The sequence below is a fragment of the Terriglobia bacterium genome, assembly GCA_020073185.1.
Classification (GTDB): domain Bacteria; phylum Acidobacteriota; class Terriglobia; order Terriglobales; family Acidobacteriaceae; genus JAIQGF01.
In genome coordinates, this window is record JAIQFT010000027.1 from 34,010 (window position 1) to 52,391 (window position 18,382).

Genomic DNA, 18,382 nt, shown 5'->3' on the forward strand with positions numbered 1-18,382 from the left:
CATGGCTGAAACAGTTGAGTACTACGGCACGGGACGGCGCAAGTCCAGCATCGCCCGCGTCTTTCTCCGCCCGGGCACGGGTGAGTTCCGTGTGAACGACCTGCCCTTTGACCGCTACTTCGTCACCGAGACACAGCGCATCCTGGCGCGCCAGCCGCTGGTCGTTACCGAGACCGCCGGCAATTTCAATGTCCTCGCCACCGTTCAAGGCGGCGGCGTCAGTGGCCAGGCCGGCGCGGTTAAGATGGGCATCGCCCGCGCCTTACTTGCGTTCAATCCCGAGCTCCGCGCGCGTCTCAAGAACGAGGGCTTCCTCACGCGCGATTCCCGCGGCAAGGAGCGCAAGAAGTACGGCCAAAAGGGAGCGCGCAAGAGATTTCAGTTCAGTAAGCGCTAAAGAAAGTTTCGGTTTCGAGTGTCGTTTTTTGCATACGCTGGCGGCTCGAAACACGGTGGCTCAAGATCAAGGTTTCACTTTCGAGCTGGTTTCTTGCTGAAACTCGAAACTGAAACTGAAACTGATACTTTGTTGTTCAAATTTCCCGCCCGTCACCTGGGGCGGGACGGGAGTAATCGTGGCCCCGCGCCACGATGCAATCCAATAAGGAGGTTGATTGGCTACCATCACCATGAAGGAGCTGCTCGAAGCGGGCGTTCACTTCGGGCACCAGACCAAGCGCTGGAACCCCAAGATGAAGGAATTCATCTTCGGCGAGCGCAACGGCATTTATATTATTGACCTGCAGAAGACGCTGAAGATGTTCAAGGAGGCGTCCAGGTTTGTGCAGGACATGGCCGCCGAGGGCAAGATCCTGCTGTTCGTTGGCACCAAGCGCCAGGCGCAGGACGCCATTGCCGAAGAGGCGCAGCGGTGCAACATGTACTACGTCAACCAGCGCTGGCTGGGCGGCCTGCTCACCAACTGGGTTACCGTCCAGAAATCGGTGAAGCGGCTCAAAGAACTCGACGAGATGGCCACCGACGGCCGCTACGAACTGCTCCCGAAGAAAGAAGTTATCCAGCTTGAGCGCGAGCGCAAGCACCTCCAGGCCAACCTTGCCGGCATTAAGAACCTGTCGCGCCTGCCCGACGCCATCTTCGTGATTGACTCCAACAAGGAGCAGATCGCCGTGCGCGAGGCGCGCAAGCTGGGCATCCCCGTGGTCGCCGTCGTGGACACCAATTGCGATCCCAGCGAAGTAGATTACGTCATCCCCGGCAACGACGACGCGCTGCGCGCCATCCGGTTGTTCGCCTCCAAGGTCGCCGATTCCGTCGTCGAGGGTGCCCAGGCCGCGACCGACAAGCAGGTCGCCGAAGTTCAGGCTGCGCAGCAGGCCGAAGCCGCTGCCGCCGGTGAGCTTGCGGCCGAAGGCGCTGCCGAGCCCGCCACCGAGGAGGTCAGCATGGAAGACGTGCTCGGCGGCGGCGTGCGCAAGCAGCCTGCCCCGGTTGACGTTGCGGTCGAAGAGCCCGAGGCCCATCACGCCGAGGCGCATACCAAGTAAGCTCCGGGAAAGCCGGTTCGGGAAGGGCACGGCTTTAGCCGTGCCGAAGAGAGTCTTAATAAGGGTTGTCATTCCGAGCGGGTTTCAACCGCAAGGAATCTGTTGTTGAACGGCCGCGATTTTAGGACGCGTGTATCAGGGCACGGCTTTAGTCGTGCTGCAAACGGGAGATCGTAAAGGGGCTTTAGCCCCTGACGACCCGCGCGCTATCCCGGCGCGGGTCAAAATTTGTTCGGCTTTGCAGGAAAGGTTTTTTCTGATGAGCACTACTGCCGCAAATATTTCCGCTGCACAGGTCCGTGAACTTCGCGACAAGACTGGCGCTCCCATGATGGATTGCAAGAACGCCCTGGTCGAATCCAAGGGCGACCTGGAGCAAGCCATCGTCGTACTCCGCAAGCGTGGCATGGCCGTCGCTGCCAAGAAGGCCGCCCGCGCCACCAGTGAAGGCTCCGTCGCCAGCTACATTCATGCCGGCGGCAAGATCGGCGTCCTCGTCGAGGTCAACTGCGAGAGCGACTTCGTCGCCCGCACCGGCGACTTCAAGGAGTTGGTGCACGACATCGCCATGCACATCGCCGCCAGCGATCCCAAGTTCATTCGCAAGGAAGACGTCACGCCCGAGGCGTTCGAGAAGGAAAAGGACATCTACCGCGCCCAGGCCGCCGCTACCGGCAAGCCCGCCAACGTGGTGGAGAAGATCGTGGAAGGCAAGATGGGCAAGTTCTACGAGGAGGTTTGCCTCTACGAGCAGCCCTTCATCAAGGACCAGACCATCACCGTCTCGCAGTTGATTGCGAGCAAGATCGGCAAGCTCGGCGAGAACATCGCCGTCCGCCGCTTTGCCCGTTTCAAGGTCGGCGATCCTGGCGCCACCGTCGCCTCCACCAAGCCGGCGGAGTCTGCGCCGGAGGAACAGGCGAAATAGATTGAGGGCGGCTTCGGCCGCCCTTTTTAGTTTCCAGTTTCAAGTTTCTCGTTTCCAGGGCTGCACCATTGGTGCGAAACTAGCGCTAACCAACTCGAAACTAAAAACTGGAAACTAGAAACTAGAAACTGGAAACTAATGTCCACACCAGTCTTCAAACGCATTCTTCTCAAGCTCTCCGGAGAGGCCCTCGCCGCCAATCAGAGTTTCGGCGTTGACCCCGTTCGCGTCCACGAAATCGCCGCTGAGATCCAGGACGTCCACTCCCTCGGCGTGCAGATCGCCATTGTCATCGGTGGCGGCAATTTCTTCCGCGGCGTTGCCGAGCAGGCCCGCGAAATGGACCGCGTCACCGCCGACCACATGGGCATGCTCGCCACCATGATCAATGCCCTTGCCTTGCAGGACGCGCTCGAAAAGCGCGGCGTCTACAGCCGCGTCATGTCCGCCATCGAAATGCACGAGGTCGCCGAGCCCTTCATTCGTCGCCGCGCCATCCGCCACCTCGAAAAAGAGCGCGTCGTCATCTTCGGCGCCGGCACCGGGAATCCTTATTTCTCCACCGATACCGCCGCCTCGCTGCGCGCCATGGAAATCAAGGCCGACGTGATCCTCAAGGCCACCAAGGTTGACGGCATCTACGACGCCGATCCCGTCGTCGTCAAAGACGCCAAGATGTTCGACCAGATCAGCTACATGGAAGTGCTGAAAAAAGGGCTCAAGGTGATGGACGCCACTGCCATCAGCCTCTGCAAGGATAACAACCTCCCCATCATCGTTTTCAACCTCAATCGCGACGGCAACATCCGCCGCGTCGTCACCGGCGAAAAGATTGGCTCGCTGGTTAGCGCCTGAAGCCTGAGGCCCGAAGCCTTCGTTTATAATCTCCCCTTCTAATCGGAGACCATATGCCTCAGCCCAGCATGGCCGCGAATCCCGCGCTCAAGGAACTTTTCGTCCAGCTCAAGACCCGCATGGACAAGGCGGTTGAGGATTTTCGCACCGAGTTGGCCGCGGTCCGCACCGGCCGCGCCTCCGTGCACATGCTCGACGGTGTTCAGGTCGAATATTACGGCTCCGTGATGCCGCTCAACCAGATCGCCCAGGTGCACGCTCCGGAAGCGCAGCTCATCACCGTGCAGCCCTTCGATCCCAGCTCCCTGGGCGGCATCGAGAAGGCCATTCGCTCCGCCGATCTCGGTCTCAATCCGATGAATGACGGCAAGCTCATCCGCGTGCCGGTGCCTGCGCTCACCGAGGAGCGCCGCCGCGAAATGGTCAAGCACCTGCACAAAATCCTGGAGGAACATCGCACTGCCGTGCGCAACATTCGCCGCGACGGCAACGACGCCATCAAGAAGATTCTCAAGGACAAAAAGATCACCGAAGACGACGAGCGCCGCGCCTTCGACGAAATCCAGCGCCTCACCGACGACGAAATCAAGAAGATGGAAGAACTGAGCAGGTCCAAGGAAAAAGAAGTCATGACCGTATAGTCCGAGGCCGATCGACCGTTTCTTCTTCCCAAAACAAAACTCACCATAAACCGGGAACAACAAAAACCCGCGCACAGACTTGACGCAAGCGCGACAATGGACCCCATCGGGGGTGCGCCATGCGGCACGACATCGACTCCGCGCTCGCCTTCTACTCCATGAACAACTCCGCTGTCGCCGTCGAAGAGGATGATGAAACCGATCTCCTGCTCGACGAAGAGGAGGAACTTTGTCCTGCCTGCGGAACCGAGCTGGTTGACTTCGTAGACGATCCCTACGCGCTCCACTGTCCGGTTTGCGAACGGCGCTATCGCTAGTTTCGTCCCTTCGCGATATGCTGGTTGTCGCACCGGCCCATGACTACGAAGGTCGTCCACGCCGCTTGTCCGCATGACTGTCCCGACGCCTGCGGCGTTCTGATCACCGTCAGGGAAGAAGATGGGCGCGCCGTGCGCATTCAGGGCGATCCGGATCATCCGGTGACGCGCGGATTTCTCTGCGCCAAGGTCGCCCGGTATCTCGACCGCGTTTACTCGCCCGACCGCGTTCTATATCCCTATCGCCGCGTCGGGCCCAAAGGCTCGCGCGCCTGCAACCAGCAGGACTTTAAGCGCGTTTCCTGGGACGAAGCACTCCACGAGATCGCAACCCGCTTCCAGCAGATCGCCCGCGAATGCGGCGCTGAGGCGATCCTTCCCTATTCCTACGGCGGAACTCTGGGGGTGCTGAATGGCGCGTCCATGGACCGCCGCTTCTTTCACCGCCTGGGCGCGTCGCAACTCGACCGCACCATCTGCTCCATCGCCGGCGAAGTCGGCATCAAATCGGTGTACGGCGCCAAGCTCGGCACCGAGCCCGAGCAGTTCGCGCATGCGCGCTACATCGTCGCTTGGGGCGCCAACATCCACGGCAACAACGTCCACCTCTGGCCGTTCATCGAGGAAGCGCGCCGCAACGGCGCCAGGCTGGTGGTCATCGATCCGTACCGCACGCGCACTGCGGCCTGCGCCGACTGGTATCTGCCGATCAATCCCGGGACCGACGTTGCGCTCGCCCTCGGCATGATGCACGTCATCATCAACGAGGGGCTGCACGACGCCGCGTACGTCGCGCAGCACGCCTTCGGATTCGACCAGCTCCGCGCGCGCGTGCAGGAATATCCGCCGCAGCGGGTGGCGCGCTGGACCGGAATCTCTGCCGAGGACATCGTGAAGCTGGCGCGCGATTACGCCGCCACGCGGCCGGCTGCGATTCGCCTCAACTACGGCATCCAGCGCAGCGAGAACGGCGGCATGGCGGTGCGCGCCGTCTGCATGCTGCCGTGCTTGATCGGCGCTTGGAAGCAAGTTGGCGGCGGACTGCAGCTCTCCACCAGCGAAGGTCACAACCTCAACAAAAACGCGTTGCAGGGAGCGGATCTCATGCCGCGCCCGACCCGCGTCATCAACATGGTAGAGTTGGGCCGCGTACTCAACCAGTTGAACGATCCGCCGGTGAAGGCGCTGTTTGTTTACAACTCCAATCCCGCGGCGGTCGCGCCCAATCACAATGCGGTGGTGCGCGGGCTGCTGCGGCCCGACCTGTTCACTGTGGTGCACGAGCAATTCTTCACCGACACCACCGATTACGCCGACATCATCCTGCCCGCGACCACGTTTTTCGAGCACAAGGACCTGCAGACCGGATACGGCCACTACTACGTGCAGATATCCAACCAGGCGATCGAGCCGCTGGGTGAGTGCCGCTCCAACGTCGAGTTATTTCGCGCGCTGGCGCTGCGGATGGGCTTCGACGATGCCTGCTTCCGCGAATCCGTGGACGAGATGATTGATCTCGCGCTATCGTCGCCGCATCCACACCTGGCGGGAATTGATCGCGCACGGCTAGAACGCGAACGCCACGTGCGTCTGAATCTGCCCGAACCCTCAACTGATGTTATCCTGGGCGAGCCCGCGCCGGGGTTGCGCGGGCGAGTCGAAGGCCCCCTTCCCGGCACGAGATTCTACCTTCCTTTCGCCCTCGGTTTTCCGACTCGTTCCGGCAAGGCGCTCCTCTACAACGTAGATCTGGCCGCGCAAGGACTTGATCCGGTGGTGTCGTTTACACCGCCGAAAGAGTCGCGTCACGCGGGAGACGCGCGCTACCCCCTCGAACTGCTCGCTCGCAAGTGCGACAACTATCTCAACTCCACATTCGCCAATCTTCCGGCGCAGCAGAAAATGGAAGATCCCGGCCTGCTGGAGATCAGCGCTGCGGATGCGCAACCACGCGGCATCGCGGACGGCGATCGCGTGCGGGTGTTTAACTCGCGCGGCGAAATTCTTCTTAGCGCGAGAGTGAACGGCGCGACCCGCGCGGGCGTGGTGGCGGCGCGGCTGAACTGGGCCAAGCTGACCGAACAGGCGCGCAACATCAACGTCCTGACCTCGGACCGGCTTACCGACATGGGCGGCGGCGCGACGTTCTATTCCACGCTGGTGGAGGTCGCGCGTGCCCTGTAGTCGTATGCGCAGAGCTGAGCCTCTGCTCCCGCGGGTCTTGCTCCACGTGCTCGTCCGTCAGCCCAGGAGTACCCAGCCGCCGCCGCCGGTGGCGATGACCACCAGGTTCATGACCACGAAGATCAGGTCGTAGTGCCAGCCGTATCCGTTCTTGCCCCAGAAGCCGGTGTGCCAGACAATAATCTTCTTCTGAATGGCGCCCAGCATGACGAGGATGAGACCCAAGGCAGCGAGTTGGGTCAGGACGCCGCAGGCGACGCCGAGGCTGGCGGCGATCTCGGCAATTCCCAGGAACAGAGTAAATCCTTGGCTCATGCCGATGCTCTGGCTGCGGCCGGCGGGATCCTTGGCGTGGCTCCATCCGCTGGAGAAGAAGACCGCGGCAATCATCAGGCGCAGCAGGAGAAGGGAGGCATCGGTAAGAACAGGCGGCAGGTGGAACATGAGGCACCTCGGGGGAACGCGTTCGGACGACCGCGCAAGTGCGGCGGATTGTGGCAAGCTTCCGTCTCCGGCGCAAGCCAAATTCGGTTATGAGTTGCGACGTCCGAGTTGGAGTGAGTGAAGCATCGTGTGTACCTCAACCGCTGTGCCGTAACGAGAGATTCGGGCGCCGCGCGGGTTGAAGAATGTGCGCCCGGTGTGGCGGGATCAGCGTGTGACGCGACTTTGACGGGATATGCGCGAGGACTTGTATAATGGCGGATTCCGCAACTACTTGCTATTGAGGTCGGACTATTCTTAATTCTGCGGATCATGTTCTGGCCGTCGTCTGTCATGCAGCAGCGTCACTTACCCGCGCTTTTTCGGCGCGGGCAGGAAGGCGGATGGCGGCATTCATTTTCCTCGTCTTAAGCTTGTTTTCGTTGTGCTCCGTCCCCGCCGTAGCCCAGCAGGATCTGATCGCCGTGATCAACATTATCGGAAATCGCCGCATTCCGGCGGAGACCGTACGCGCTCGCATGTTCACCAAGCCCGGCGACGTTTACGATCAGGCCGCCCTGGAACGCGATTTCAATTCCTTGTGGAACACCGGCTATTTTGACGACATCCGCCTCGAGAGGGAGCAATCAGCCAAGGGCTGGATCATCAACGTCTACGTGAAGGAAAAGCCCACCATCCGCGAGATCAAGTATGTGGGCCTGAGCTCGGTCTCGCAGAGTGACGTGCTGGACCGCTTCAAAGAGCGCAAGGTTTCCCTTACGCAGGAAAGCCAGTACGACCCCACACGCGTGAAGCGCGCCGAAGTGGTGATCAAGGAACTGCTTGCGGAACACGGCCGCCAGTTTGCCACCATTCAAACCGAGGTGCGCCCCATTCCTCCGGCCGCGGTCGGAATCACGTTCGTGGTGAAGGAAGGCCCGAAGGTCAAGGTTGGGAAGATCAAGTTTGAAGGCAACAAGCACGTCAACAGCCGGACGCTCCGCTACGCCATGCGCAACACGAGGCCTATCGGCATCCCGCACTCCATCATCCTGGAAAACATCTTCAGCAAAACCTACAACGCCGCGAAGTTGAGCGAGGACGCTGAAATGGTGCGCGACGCGTTCCAGCGCCGCGGGTACTTCAAGGCCGTGGTGCAGGATCCGAAGACGCAAATTCGCGACACTGGCGGCGGGTTTCACATCCCGCTGATTCAGAAGGGCGCGGGCAAGGTGGTGGATATCACCATCCCGATCGAGGAAGGGGACCGCTATCACCTGAAGGAAATCAAGTTCACCGGCAACAAGGCCATCCCCAACGCCGCGTTCCTGCGCCGGCTGGTGCCGATGAAGGATGGTGATATTTTCGATATCGAGTTGGTGCGCAAGGGGCTGAAAAACCTGCGCGATGCCTACGGCGAGCTGGGCTACATCAACTTCACGCCGGTGCCCGACACGCAGTTCGATGATGAGAAGAAGCTGATCAGCCTGACCATCGACCTCGACGAGGGCAAGCCGTTCTACGTCCGGCGCATCGAATTCAAGGGCAACACCACCACCCGCGACAAGGTCATCCGCCGCGAACTGGCAGTCGAGGAAGGACAGGTTTACAACAGCCGCCTCTGGGACCTGAGCATCCTGCGCCTCAACCAGCTCGGCTACTTCGACACCCTCAAGCCGGAGCAGGATTCCGAGGTCAGGCAGAACAACCAGGAAGGCACAGTCGACATCACGTTAAAGGTTAAGGAGAAGGGCAAGAACAGCATCGGCTTGAGCGGTGGCGTCAGCGGCTTGGCCGGTTCCTTTATCGGCCTGACCTACGAGACCAACAATTTCCTCGGTCTCGGTGAAACCCTCACTCTGCAGGCCAGCGTGGGCAGCCGGCAGCGCAACTTGTCCTTCGGGTTCACCGAGCCCTACATGTTCGACCGCCCGTTGCAGTTCGGGTTCACCGTGTTCACCCAGCGTTTCAATTTCAACCAGGCGCAGGAGGCAAACCTCGTCGCCGGCCAAGTCCTCAATCTGCCCCAGAACGTTCTTCAATCCCTGCAGAACTTCAGCCAGTCGCGGTCGGGTTTCACCACCTCGGTCAGTTATCCCATCCGGCGGTCGTTCAAGCGCGTCTCCCTGGGCTACTCCTTCGATGTGTCCTCGATCAACGTGTTCAGCGACTTCTCACGCCTGTACTTCCAGGAGCTGAATTTCCGCAACATTTCCGGACCGGACTCTCTGTCCGGCATCGTCACCAGCAAGCTCCTTCCCAGCTTCACCTGGAACACGGTGGACAGCCCCGTGCATCCGCACCGCGGGCGCAACATTTTCATCGGCGGCGACTTTGCCGGCTTGGGCGGCAACGTCTCCTTCTTCCGCCCACTGGTTTCCTACACGCGCTGGACTCCCATGAAGGGCTTGAAACCCAATGCCGAAGGCCACAACAGTCTCGGGTTCCGCTTCCAGGGTTCCTTCATCAGCGGCTACGCCGGACGCGTCGCGCCGCCCTTTGAACGCTTCTTCATGGGCGGCGACACCGACATCCGCGGCTTTGACATCCGTGCGGTTTCCCCGGTCGCCTTTTTCGTCGAGCGTGTCGATTTCCCGCTGACCAATCCCGATGGCACGCCCGTCCCCAAGGATCCGAACAACCCGCGCCAGGGCAATGTCACCGTGCCGCTCCCGGCGAGCCGCATCCTGTTCCCGGGCGGCGATACCAACGTGGTTGCCAACGTGGAATACCGCATTCCGGTCGTTGGCCCGGTCACGCTGGCGCCGTTCTTCGACCTCGGATTCGACGGCATTGCTCGGCCCTCGCAGTTGCAGATCAATGACGTCCAGTTGAACACCTTGAACACCACCGCGTTCGGCTGTCCGGCGCTCGATGTTGCTTTCAATTGTGTTGGTGGCGTGTCGCAGTCGTTCGGCAAGAGCCTCAAGGTTGTCGGTGCGTCGAACTGGATCCCGCGCGCCTCCACCGGGCTGGAAGTTCAGGTCATCATGCCCGTGGTGAATGCCCCTTTCCGCATTTACTGGGCCTACAATCCGCTGCGCCTCAACACCTTTGCCGACACGCCCAACTTCATCACCCGCAACATGTTCCCGCCGGGCGGCGCCGGAGATTTCAGCTATCAGCAGGCGATCAGCAACCTGGTGCCGGGATGGAACCTGAAAGAGCCCAAGACGACGTTCCGCTTCACCGTGGCGACAACATTCTAGGGAAGATTGCGCGACCGACCTTAGATGCAGGTTTGACGCTCGCCCCCGCTCGCCCTATAATCTTAGTTTCCACGAAACCTTCGCACGGTGAGTGCCCGTCTGAGGTGTTTCTGAGGAAGTTCGAACCAGCAATTTCCAAGGAGTTCAAAACCAACCCATGACACGGATGCTTTCCCGCTTTATTCTGCCGGCGGTGCTGCTGACCATAACCGCGCTGGCACAGACCGGTACTGCCGCTGCCCCACCCAGTCCCGCCGCGGCTTCCACTGCCGCCCGCATCGGCATCATCAACATCCAGAATGCGATCGTGACGACCAACGAGGGCCGTCGTGACCTGGAAGCTCTGCAGAAAAAGTTCGAGCCCACGCAGGCCGCGCTCAACAACCTGAACCAGGAAATCGAAAATCTGAAGAAGCAGTTGCAGACGCAAAGCGACAAACTCAATGAGCAGGCGCGCGCCGACATGGTCAAGAACATCGAGACCAAGCAGAAAACCCTGCAGCGCCAAGTGGAAGATGCCCAGGCGGATTTCCAGGGTCAGCAGAATGACATCGCCAATCGTATTGGCGGCAAACTGCTGGAGGTACTCGACAAGTTCGCCAAGCAGAACGGCTACTCGGTGATCATTGACGTGTCTAGCCAGCAGAGCCCGGTGCTCTGGGCGGCGGCGAACACCGACGTCACGCAGGAAATCGTGAGCGCCTACAACACGCAGTCCGGCGTTCCCGCGCCCGCAGCCGCAGCGCCGCCGGCTAAGCCCGTCGGCGGAACCGCTGCGCGTCCTCCGGCGCCGAAGCCGCCTGCGCCCAAGCGGTAGCCGAACTCCTTTCGATCCCAAGGCCGCCATCGGGCGGCCTTCTTATTCCATTCTGGGCATTCCATTCTGGGAATCGCCCGCCCGAAACCCGGCCATTGTTGGCCGGAAGGCCGGATCTTTTTCCGCAAGTCTGTGGAAAAGGCTGTGCAATTCCGTGCCGCCCTTACCACAACCCGCGATAGAACAGTTACTTACACAATCTGCCTAGGAGCTTGGGCAAACGACAAATTGGTCAAGAATCAATATGTTAGGTCCTGAAAGCCCGAGGCTGTCATGCTGTGGAATGGAACCCCACTTTGGTGGTAGAACCGCCGGGAGTTTTGCACATTTCAATCTGATGAAAATTGCGGTGCGGCTGGCGGCAGCGCTGATTGTGTTGTGGATATTTTCCCTATTTGGCATGGCTTCTCCGAGATAGACGACCAGTGCCGTCGATTTGGTTCGTCTATTCTTCGCCGACGCGTAGCACCGCCAGGAAGGCCTCTTGTGGGATATCCACTTTGCCGATTCGTTTCATGCGCCGCTTGCCCTCCTTCTGTTTTTCCAGCAACTTGCGCTTGCGTGTGATGTCGCCGCCGTAGCACTTGGCGAGCACGTTTTTGCGCATGGCCCCCACCGTCTCGCGCGCGATCACCTTGGCGCCGATCGCTGCCTGGATGGCGACCTCGAACATCTGGCGCGGGATCAGCTCGCGCATTTTCGAGACCAGCGCCCGCCCGCGTTCGTAGGCGAATTCGCGGTGCACGATGATGGACAGCGCGTCCACCGCATCGCCCGCCACCAGGATGTCGAGCTTCACCATGTCCGACTCCCAGTAGCCGGCGAGGTGGTAATCCAGCGACGCGTACCCGCGCGAGACACTCTTCAGTTTGTCATAAAAATCCAGCACGATTTCATTCAGCGGTAGCTCGTAGCTGAGCATAACGCGGCCGCCGCTGAGGTACTCGAAATTTTTCTGCTTGCCGCGCTTTTCTTCTACCAGCTTGAAAATCGCTCCCACGTACTCCTCGCGCGAGATGATGGTCGCCAGGATGATCGGCTCCTCGATCCGCTGGATCTCGCCCTGCGGCGGCCACTTTGACGGATTGTCAACTTCGATCACCTCGCCGTCCGTCTTTGTGACCTTGAAGCGCACTCCCGGCGCTGTGGAGATGAGGTCAAGGCTGAATTCGCGCTCCAGCCGCTCCTGAATGATCTCCATGTGCAGCAGCCCGAGAAATCCGCAGCGGAAGCCGAAGCCCAGCGCCGTCGAACTCTCCGGCTCGAAGAAGAACGACGAGTCGTTCAACCGCAGTTTTTCCAGCGCCTCGCGCAGTTGGGTGTGCTCGTGCGCGTCCACCGTGTACATCCCGGCGAAAACCATGGGCTTGAGCTCTTCGAAGCCCGGCAGGGGTTCGATGGCGGGCCGCTCGTCGTCGGTAATGGTGTCGCCGATCTTGGTGTCCGCTACGTTTTTCAGGTTGGCGAAGACGAACCCCACCTCGCCGGCCGCCAGTTCATCCACCTCGACCGGCTTGGGCGACTGCACGCCCAGCACTTCGACCTCGAACGCCTTTGCGTTCGACCACAGCCGGATCTTCTGCTTCCGATGCAGCGTTCCCTGAAAAACACGCGTCAGCACGCCCACACCACGATAGGAATCGAACCACGAATCGAAGATCAGCGCCTGCAGGCGCGCATCCGCCGAGCCCTTCGGCGGCGGAATTTTCTTGACGATCGCCTCCAGCACCTCCGGCACGCCCTGTCCCGTTTTCGCCGAGATCAGCAGCGCTTCCGACGCGTCCAGTCCCACCGCGCCCTCGATCATCTCTTTCGTCCGCTCCACGTCGGCGCTCTGCAGATCAATCTTATTGATGACCGGAATGATCTCCAGCCCGTGATTGATCGCCAGGTAGGAATTGGCCAGCGTCTGCGCCTCCACGCCCTGGGTCGCGTCCACCACCAGAAGTGCGCCCTCGCACGAGGCCAGCGCGCGCGAGACCTCGTAGGAGAAATCCACGTGGCCGGGGGTGTCAATCAGGTTGAGCTGGTAGGTCTCCCCGTTCTGCGCCGTGTAGTTCATGCGCACGCAGTGGGCCTTGATCGTGATCCCGCGCTCGCGCTCCAGGTCCATCGCGTCCAGCACCTGCTCGTGGCCCTGCATTTCGCGCGCCGAGAGCGCTCCCGTCAGCTCCAGCAGCCGGTCCGAGAGCGTGCTCTTCCCATGATCGATGTGGGCGATGATGGCGAAATTTCGGATGTGATGGCGGTCCATGGAATTCGAGACGGGCTTCGGCTAGCTGCTTCGGCTAGTGGTGCTGAACACTTGATTCTAGCATCCGGGGTTCAGAGCGCCGGAAACACCGCTCGCTGGCATCGCTCGCGTCGTGTACTCTACTTGCCTTCGGGGTGAAGGATGAAACGACTGCTCGCCACTCTCCTGTTCCTCTGCTGCTGTTCCTTCGGGCAGACCACGCTCTCTCCCGCCGTGAAGGCTTTTGTCACCGTGGACGCGCCCGCCATCGCGCTCACCAATGTACGTGTCATTGACGGAACCGGTGCGCCCGCGCGCGAGAACCAGATGATCATCATTCGCAACGGGCGAATCGAGAGCGTCCAGGCGCAGCCCCACGATCAACTCCTGACAAAAGACACCAAGGTTCTCGACCTTTCCGGCCACACCGTAATCCCCGGCCTCGTCGGCATGCACGACCATCTCTTCTATCCTGGCGCGCTCACGCCCATTCACTACAGCGAAGACGATTTCTCCGCGCCGCGCTTGTATCTCGCGGGCGGCGTCACCACTATCCGCACCACCGGCTCCATCGACGGCTACACCGACATCAGCCTCAGGCGTGACATTGACTCCGGCCGCTCGCCCGGCCCCAAGATTTTTCCTACCGCCCCTTACTTGGAAGGTGCCGGCGCCTATACCGGCCAGATGCACGAATTGAAGGACGCCGATGACGCCCGCCGCACCGTCGCCTACTGGGCCGAGGAGGGCGCCAACAATTTCAAGGCGTACATGCACATCACCCGCGCCGAGTTGAGCGCCGCGATAGACGAAGCCCACAAGCGCGGGCTCAAAGTCACCGGCCACCTCTGCTCGATCGGTTTCCACGAGGCTGCCGCGCTCGGCATTGACGACCTCGAGCACGGGCTGCTGGTAGACGGAGATCTTGACTTGCCATTCGATGCGATGGGCTTTTCCAACCCTGAACACGGTATCAACAAGCCGCCAATCAATCACCCGGGCAAGCAGCCAGACCAGTGCCCTGAACAATCGCTGATTCGGGATTCGCTGCTGACGCTCCCTATCGATCATTCCGTGGTTCAGCAGATCATCAAGGACCTCATCGCGCACCATGTCGCGGTCACCTCGACTCTTCCGGTGTTCGAGACCTTCGTCCCCAATCGCCCTTCGATGTCGCTTCCGCCCACCTCTGCCAACGCGCCGCCGCAACCTTCGCCCTACATGCGGCGCGTGCTCGACAGCATGCTGCCCGAATCGCGCAACGACTACCTCACCACGCGCGCTCGCATCGCCGGCGCCAAAGATTCGCCCTGGCCCGAACTGTTCAAGAAGGAAATGCAGTTTGAATACGCCTTCGCCAAGGCGGGCGGCCTGCTGCTCGCCGGACTCGATCCCACCGGCTACGGCGGCGTGGTGCCTGGTTTTGGCGACCAGCGCGAAGTCGAACTGCTGGTGGAAGCCGGATTTACTCCGATCGAGGCCATCAAGATTGCTACCCTCAACGGTGCGCAATGGCTCGGCGTTGCCGACAAGATCGGCAGCATCGCCCCCGGCAAACACGCCGACCTTGTCGTCATAAAAGGCGATCCTTCGACTAATATCTCCGACATTGAAAACGTCGAGACCGTCTTCAAAGACGGCGTGGGCTACGACTCCGCCAAGCTGATCGAGTCCGCCCGCGGCAAGGTCGGATTGCACTAGGCGAGTCGGCGCGTGTCCCGGCAACATCTCATCAAGCCGCAGCCGCCTGAAGGATGGAAAGGACGAATCGATGGACAGGCTAAACGATGAGGCGCTCAATCTTCTCTTCCGCGAGGCGCGTACTCACATTGCGTGGCTCGACAAGCCGGTAAGCGACGACACCCTGCGCCAGATATACGAAGTGATGAAATGGGGTCCGACCAGCGCCAATGGTTCCCCTGCCCGCCTCGTATTTCTCCGCTCACGCGAGGCCAAGGAGAGACTGCGGCCGGCATTGGCATCCGGTAACGTTGAAAAAACCATGACCGCGCCGGTCACCGTGATCGTCGCATACGACCTCAAGTTCTACGACAAGCTGCCGAAATTGTTTCCCCACAACCTCGCCATGCGCGATGTGTTTGTCGGCAATCCACAGCTCATTGAAATCACCGCCAAGCGCAACTCGTCACTGCAGGGCGCCTATCTGATGTTGGCGGCGCGTGCGCTGGGTCTGGATTGCGGGCCGATGTCAGGGTTCGATAACGCCAAGGTCGACGAAGCGTTCTTTGCGGCAGGCAAGTGCCACGATTGCGGACAGGAGTTCTTTTCCGAAGGCCACGTTAAATCGAACTTCCTCTGCAATCTCGGCTACGGCGATCATGCCAGGCTTTTTCCGCGCGGTCCGCGCCTGGATTTCAGCGAGGCATGCACCCTGCTCTGACTTGGTCCGCATCGGCGGTGGTCCAGGTTTTCCCTCTCCGCCCTCCGTGACGGCACGCCTTTCGCGAAGGCGTCGGCCGACATGCCAAACTCCGCGATCTCAAATTGCAAATTACCTGCAAGTCAATTACAACTCCTCATGCTCGTGCTCGCCTCCTCCTCCCCGCGGCGCCAAGAGTTGCTGCGCAACGCCGGCATCGCGTTCCGCGTGCGCCCGGCCGACGTGCCCGAAGTGCCGCGCCCGGGCGAGCCGCCGCTCGACTACGCGCAGCGCTTGGCGCGTGATAAAGCCCGCGCCGTCCGCCAGCAGGTCGCCGCCAGAGACTTGGTTTTGGGCGCGGACACCATCGTCGTCGTGGACGAGCACATCCTGGAAAAGCCCGCCGATGCCGCCGCTGCTGCGCGCATGCTGCGGCTGCTCTCCGGGCGCATGCATCAGGTCACTACCGCTGTCTGCCTAATAGGAGAAGGGTTCGAGGATGTGGGCGCCGAGATCACCGAAGTAACGTTTGATCCTCTGACCGAAGAAGACATCGCGTTCTATGTCGCTCACGGAGAGCCCATGGACAAGGCGGGCGCCTACGCGATTCAGGGCATCGCGTCACGCTGGATCTGCCGCTTGGATGGCTGCTACTTCAACGTGGTGGGGCTGCCGGTACCGCTGGTGTATCGCATGTTGCGCGAGCGCGGCTGGCAGTGAGCGCAAAACAAAAGGCACAGACTCTCGGTCCGTGCCATACCGGAGGGGCGATGTGTGCGCTTCACTTCTTTTCCGCTGGCTGCTCGCCTTCCTTCAGCGACGACCTGAAGTTGCGGATGCCTTCGCCCAGACCTTTGCCCAGCTCCGACAACCGTCCCGGCCCAAAGATCAGCAGGGCAATCGCGGCGATGACGAGGATTTCGGGCAACCCCAATTTGCCAAGCATGTATGGCCTCCCGCCCAAGGCGTCGGTTTCGGGTGCCCGAACAACGACTCCATGGAACCTGAATCTGCCCTGATTCTAGGCCACTGCCGGGTGATAGTCAAAGAAACAGGGGCAGCAGGCCAGTTGCCGGGAACCTGTTGCCCCTGTCGCCATCCATGCGCACTCGCCTAACGAGTGAAATTGATCTGTACCTGCGCGCTGCTGTCCACCGGCTGGCCGTTCAGCGTTGCCGGTTTGTAGCGCCACTGGCGAACCGCGACGATGGCAGCGTTGCGGAGTTGCATGGGGCCATCGGTGACGCGCACGTCGCTCACCGAACCATTGGCGCCGATTGCAACGCTCATTACGACCGTGCCGTGAATCCCGAGCTGCTTCGCGACGGGCGGGTACACCGGAGCGGTGCGAGACACCAGCGTCGCCGCGACCAACTCGGACTTGGGCGGCACCGGCACCGCAACGTGTACCTTGCCCAGGTTGGCACCTTCGGGGTCAGCAGCGGCCAGGACCAGCTTCGGCGCGGACATGTCGGATTCGGCTTGCAACCTGGGTTGAGGCTGCGCGGCGGCGACTTCGATCACTCGTTTGGCCGGCTCATGCTTGGCCTCCGCCGCTGCGGCTTGCGTTTCGGACGGCTTCGAGGGCTTGGGTTGCGTGCCCTCCGCGATGGCGGGCTTCGCGACTGGTTCGGTGGTCGTGAGCGATGCGTTTTTTGCGAGCGGTTGTGCGTCGGTCGCTACAGGCGCCTCGGGCAACCCGGAAACGGCAACGGCGGCCGGCACGGGAATCGTAGGCGGTGCGGGCTCGGCCGAGGTCGAGCGATACATCCACAGGACGGCGGCCAGGACCAACGCCGCAGCCACGCCGATCGCGGGGATAAGAAAACGGCGCTTGCCAGATTTCTCGTTCAGCGCTTCCAACGAAGCGAGCGTTGGAGCGGCTACGATGCTTAAGGGCGCTGCGGGAGCCGGTTTGGTGTTGACGGCCACCGGCACAACCGGCCTGGGGGCAATCTTCACCGGCACAAGCCGTACCGGCCCGGTGACAGTCGTCGAACTGAGCGCGCGCTGTGGCTCGAAACGACCGGGATTTTCGGCCGGATTGAGCAGCCCCGGGTCCGGCTCAACGTTCGTTGCTTCCACCAGGGGCAGAGGCTCATCCTTCAACAAGGCGGGTGGTACCATCGGCGCCGGCGCTCTGGCAGCAGGGCGAGCGGGCGCGGCGACTTGCACGGGCGCATTCGGCAGCTTGACGGTTTTTCTGTGCGCCGCATCCGGATTCGTTTCGAGGTGCTCGGAAGACGCAGCCGGTGCGACTGGAGAGGTGGCCGGCCGGGGAGCGACTATTACCGGCGCTGGCCGCTGAGCGACCAGCACCGGAGCCGCCTCGACCCTTATCGGAGTGGGCGCGGTTTCCACCGGATGCGGCGTCATTTGGATTGGAGCCGGAGCGACGACGGGCATTTCCGCGGCCTTCATCTCGGGCGCGGATTCGGAAGCCATCGTGAGTGCTGGCGGAGGATTGTCCACGATCTCGACCCGCATGTCGGGAGCTTCGCGGGCTGCCAGCTTGGTGCCGATGATGTCGCTGAGCGTCATCAGGATGGCGGTGTGAGTCGGCTGAAAAGCGTTGGGCAGCGGAGCAATCACCACCATTACACCGCGCATCTCGGGCTGGCCGCAGATGGGGATGGCAATCAGCGAGCGCGTCTTCATGGCGCGGAACATGGGTCCGACGCGGGGATCGGATTCGACATCGCGACAACACAGGGGCCTGCGCCGGTTGAGGCACTCGGCGATAAAGGCGTCGGAGGCCGGGATCAGGGCACCGACCTCGGGTGCGCTGCCGGCGCAGGTACGGACGAGCAGATTCTTGCCGCGCAACAGGGCGACGGCGACCCCGGCGGCATTGGTGTAGGCCTGTGCCCGCTCGGCCAGATCGAGC

16 protein-coding genes are annotated in these 18,382 nt (G+C 61.3%); 12 read left to right on the plus strand and 4 right to left on the minus strand.

Annotated elements, in window-relative coordinates:
* Nucleotide 1: 1 nt before the first annotated feature.
* The 7 genes from rpsI to LAN64_11640 all read left to right on the plus strand — a co-directional run bounded on the left by rpsI (nt 2) and on the right by LAN64_11640 (nt 6,433).
* Entirely contained in the window at nt 2–397 is a 396-nt protein-coding gene (rpsI, locus tag LAN64_11610) for a 30S ribosomal protein S9 (GenBank protein ID MBZ5568485.1), read from the plus strand.
* A gap of 217 nt (nt 398–614) precedes the next feature.
* Complete coding sequence (gene rpsB / locus LAN64_11615) at nt 615–1,508, plus strand: 30S ribosomal protein S2 (protein MBZ5568486.1); 894 nt, start codon at nt 615–617, stop codon at nt 1,506–1,508.
* Nucleotides 1,509–1,767: 259 nt separating this feature from the next.
* Nucleotides 1,768–2,436, plus strand: a complete 669-nt coding sequence (gene tsf / locus LAN64_11620; protein ID MBZ5568487.1) for a translation elongation factor Ts — start codon at nt 1,768–1,770, stop codon at nt 2,434–2,436.
* Nucleotides 2,437–2,574: 138 nt separating this feature from the next.
* Nucleotides 2,575–3,291: a UMP kinase gene (gene pyrH / locus LAN64_11625; GenBank protein MBZ5568488.1), complete on the plus strand. Its 717-nt coding sequence runs from the start codon at nt 2,575–2,577 to the stop codon at nt 3,289–3,291.
* A 53-nt stretch (nt 3,292–3,344) separates the two neighbouring features.
* Nucleotides 3,345–3,932: a ribosome recycling factor gene (frr, locus tag LAN64_11630; protein ID MBZ5568489.1), complete on the plus strand. Its 588-nt coding sequence runs from the start codon at nt 3,345–3,347 to the stop codon at nt 3,930–3,932.
* Nucleotides 3,933–4,051: 119 nt separating this feature from the next.
* Nucleotides 4,052–4,249, plus strand: a complete 198-nt coding sequence (locus tag LAN64_11635) for a hypothetical protein (protein MBZ5568490.1) — start codon at nt 4,052–4,054, stop codon at nt 4,247–4,249.
* Between the two features lie 39 nt (nt 4,250–4,288).
* A complete protein-coding gene (locus LAN64_11640; GenBank protein ID MBZ5568491.1) occupies nt 4,289–6,433 on the plus strand; it encodes a molybdopterin-dependent oxidoreductase in 2,145 nt (714 codons plus the stop codon).
* A gap of 57 nt (nt 6,434–6,490) precedes the next feature.
* Here the strand turns inward: LAN64_11640 and LAN64_11645 are convergent, their stop codons facing one another.
* Nucleotides 6,491–6,877, minus strand: a complete 387-nt coding sequence (locus LAN64_11645) for a DoxX family protein (protein MBZ5568492.1) — start codon at nt 6,875–6,877, stop codon at nt 6,491–6,493.
* A gap of 383 nt (nt 6,878–7,260) precedes the next feature.
* Between LAN64_11645 and bamA the strand changes: the two genes are divergently transcribed.
* Both bamA and LAN64_11655 read left to right on the plus strand, forming a co-directional pair.
* Nucleotides 7,261–10,065, plus strand: a complete 2,805-nt coding sequence (gene bamA, locus LAN64_11650) for an outer membrane protein assembly factor BamA (GenBank protein ID MBZ5568493.1) — start codon at nt 7,261–7,263, stop codon at nt 10,063–10,065.
* 157 nt (nt 10,066–10,222) lie between these two features.
* The gene (locus LAN64_11655; protein MBZ5568494.1) at nt 10,223–10,882 is read left to right on the plus strand and encodes an OmpH family outer membrane protein; all 660 of its coding nucleotides are present in this window, start codon (nt 10,223–10,225) and stop codon (nt 10,880–10,882) included.
* 445 nt (nt 10,883–11,327) lie between these two features.
* On the opposite strand, the gene lepA is transcribed toward LAN64_11655, so the two are convergent.
* Nucleotides 11,328–13,136, minus strand: a complete 1,809-nt coding sequence (gene lepA / locus LAN64_11660; protein MBZ5568495.1) for a translation elongation factor 4 — start codon at nt 13,134–13,136, stop codon at nt 11,328–11,330.
* Nucleotides 13,137–13,277: 141 nt separating this feature from the next.
* On the opposite strand from lepA, the gene LAN64_11665 reads away from it, so the two are divergent.
* From LAN64_11665 to LAN64_11675, 3 genes are all read left to right on the plus strand, one after another.
* Nucleotides 13,278–14,816, plus strand: a complete 1,539-nt coding sequence (locus LAN64_11665; GenBank protein ID MBZ5568496.1) for an amidohydrolase family protein — start codon at nt 13,278–13,280, stop codon at nt 14,814–14,816.
* Nucleotides 14,817–14,886: 70 nt separating this feature from the next.
* Nucleotides 14,887–15,516 carry a malonic semialdehyde reductase gene (locus tag LAN64_11670; GenBank protein MBZ5568497.1) on the plus strand — a complete coding sequence of 210 codons (630 nt, stop codon included), beginning with the start codon at nt 14,887–14,889 and terminating at the stop codon, nt 15,514–15,516.
* A 138-nt stretch (nt 15,517–15,654) separates the two neighbouring features.
* Nucleotides 15,655–16,215, plus strand: a complete 561-nt coding sequence (locus LAN64_11675; protein ID MBZ5568498.1) for a Maf family protein — start codon at nt 15,655–15,657, stop codon at nt 16,213–16,215.
* Between the two features lie 61 nt (nt 16,216–16,276).
* On the opposite strand, the gene tatA is transcribed toward LAN64_11675, so the two are convergent.
* Nucleotides 16,277–16,441, minus strand: a complete 165-nt coding sequence (tatA, locus tag LAN64_11680; protein ID MBZ5568499.1) for a twin-arginine translocase TatA/TatE family subunit — start codon at nt 16,439–16,441, stop codon at nt 16,277–16,279.
* A 167-nt stretch (nt 16,442–16,608) separates the two neighbouring features.
* Nucleotides 16,609–18,382: TonB family protein (locus tag LAN64_11685; protein ID MBZ5568500.1), on the minus strand; the 1,774-nt coding region annotated here is incomplete at its 5' end.

Excerpts from the sequence above, each read along its gene's own strand:
- LAN64_11655 (MBZ5568494.1), top strand. The coding sequence starts at position 10,223 with ATGACACGGATGCTTTCCCGCTTTATTCTGCCGGCGGTGCTGCTGACC.
- frr (MBZ5568489.1), top strand. The coding sequence starts at position 3,345 with ATGCCTCAGCCCAGCATGGCCGCGAATCCCGCGCTCAAGGAACTTTTC.
- tsf (MBZ5568487.1), top strand. The coding sequence starts at position 1,768 with ATGAGCACTACTGCCGCAAATATTTCCGCTGCACAGGTCCGTGAACTT.
- rpsI (MBZ5568485.1), top strand. The coding sequence starts at position 2 with ATGGCTGAAACAGTTGAGTACTACGGCACGGGACGGCGCAAGTCCAGC.
- tatA (MBZ5568499.1), bottom strand. The coding sequence starts at position 16,441 with ATGCTTGGCAAATTGGGGTTGCCCGAAATCCTCGTCATCGCCGCGATT.
- LAN64_11670 (MBZ5568497.1), top strand. The coding sequence starts at position 14,887 with ATGGACAGGCTAAACGATGAGGCGCTCAATCTTCTCTTCCGCGAGGCG.
- LAN64_11675 (MBZ5568498.1), top strand. The coding sequence starts at position 15,655 with ATGCTCGTGCTCGCCTCCTCCTCCCCGCGGCGCCAAGAGTTGCTGCGC.
- pyrH (MBZ5568488.1), top strand. The coding sequence starts at position 2,575 with ATGTCCACACCAGTCTTCAAACGCATTCTTCTCAAGCTCTCCGGAGAG.
- LAN64_11640 (MBZ5568491.1), top strand. The coding sequence starts at position 4,289 with ATGACTACGAAGGTCGTCCACGCCGCTTGTCCGCATGACTGTCCCGAC.
- LAN64_11645 (MBZ5568492.1), bottom strand. The coding sequence starts at position 6,877 with ATGTTCCACCTGCCGCCTGTTCTTACCGATGCCTCCCTTCTCCTGCTG.
- lepA (MBZ5568495.1), bottom strand. The coding sequence starts at position 13,136 with ATGGACCGCCATCACATCCGAAATTTCGCCATCATCGCCCACATCGAT.
- bamA (MBZ5568493.1), top strand. The coding sequence starts at position 7,261 with ATGGCGGCATTCATTTTCCTCGTCTTAAGCTTGTTTTCGTTGTGCTCC.
- LAN64_11665 (MBZ5568496.1), top strand. The coding sequence starts at position 13,278 with ATGAAACGACTGCTCGCCACTCTCCTGTTCCTCTGCTGCTGTTCCTTC.
- LAN64_11635 (MBZ5568490.1), top strand. The coding sequence starts at position 4,052 with ATGCGGCACGACATCGACTCCGCGCTCGCCTTCTACTCCATGAACAAC.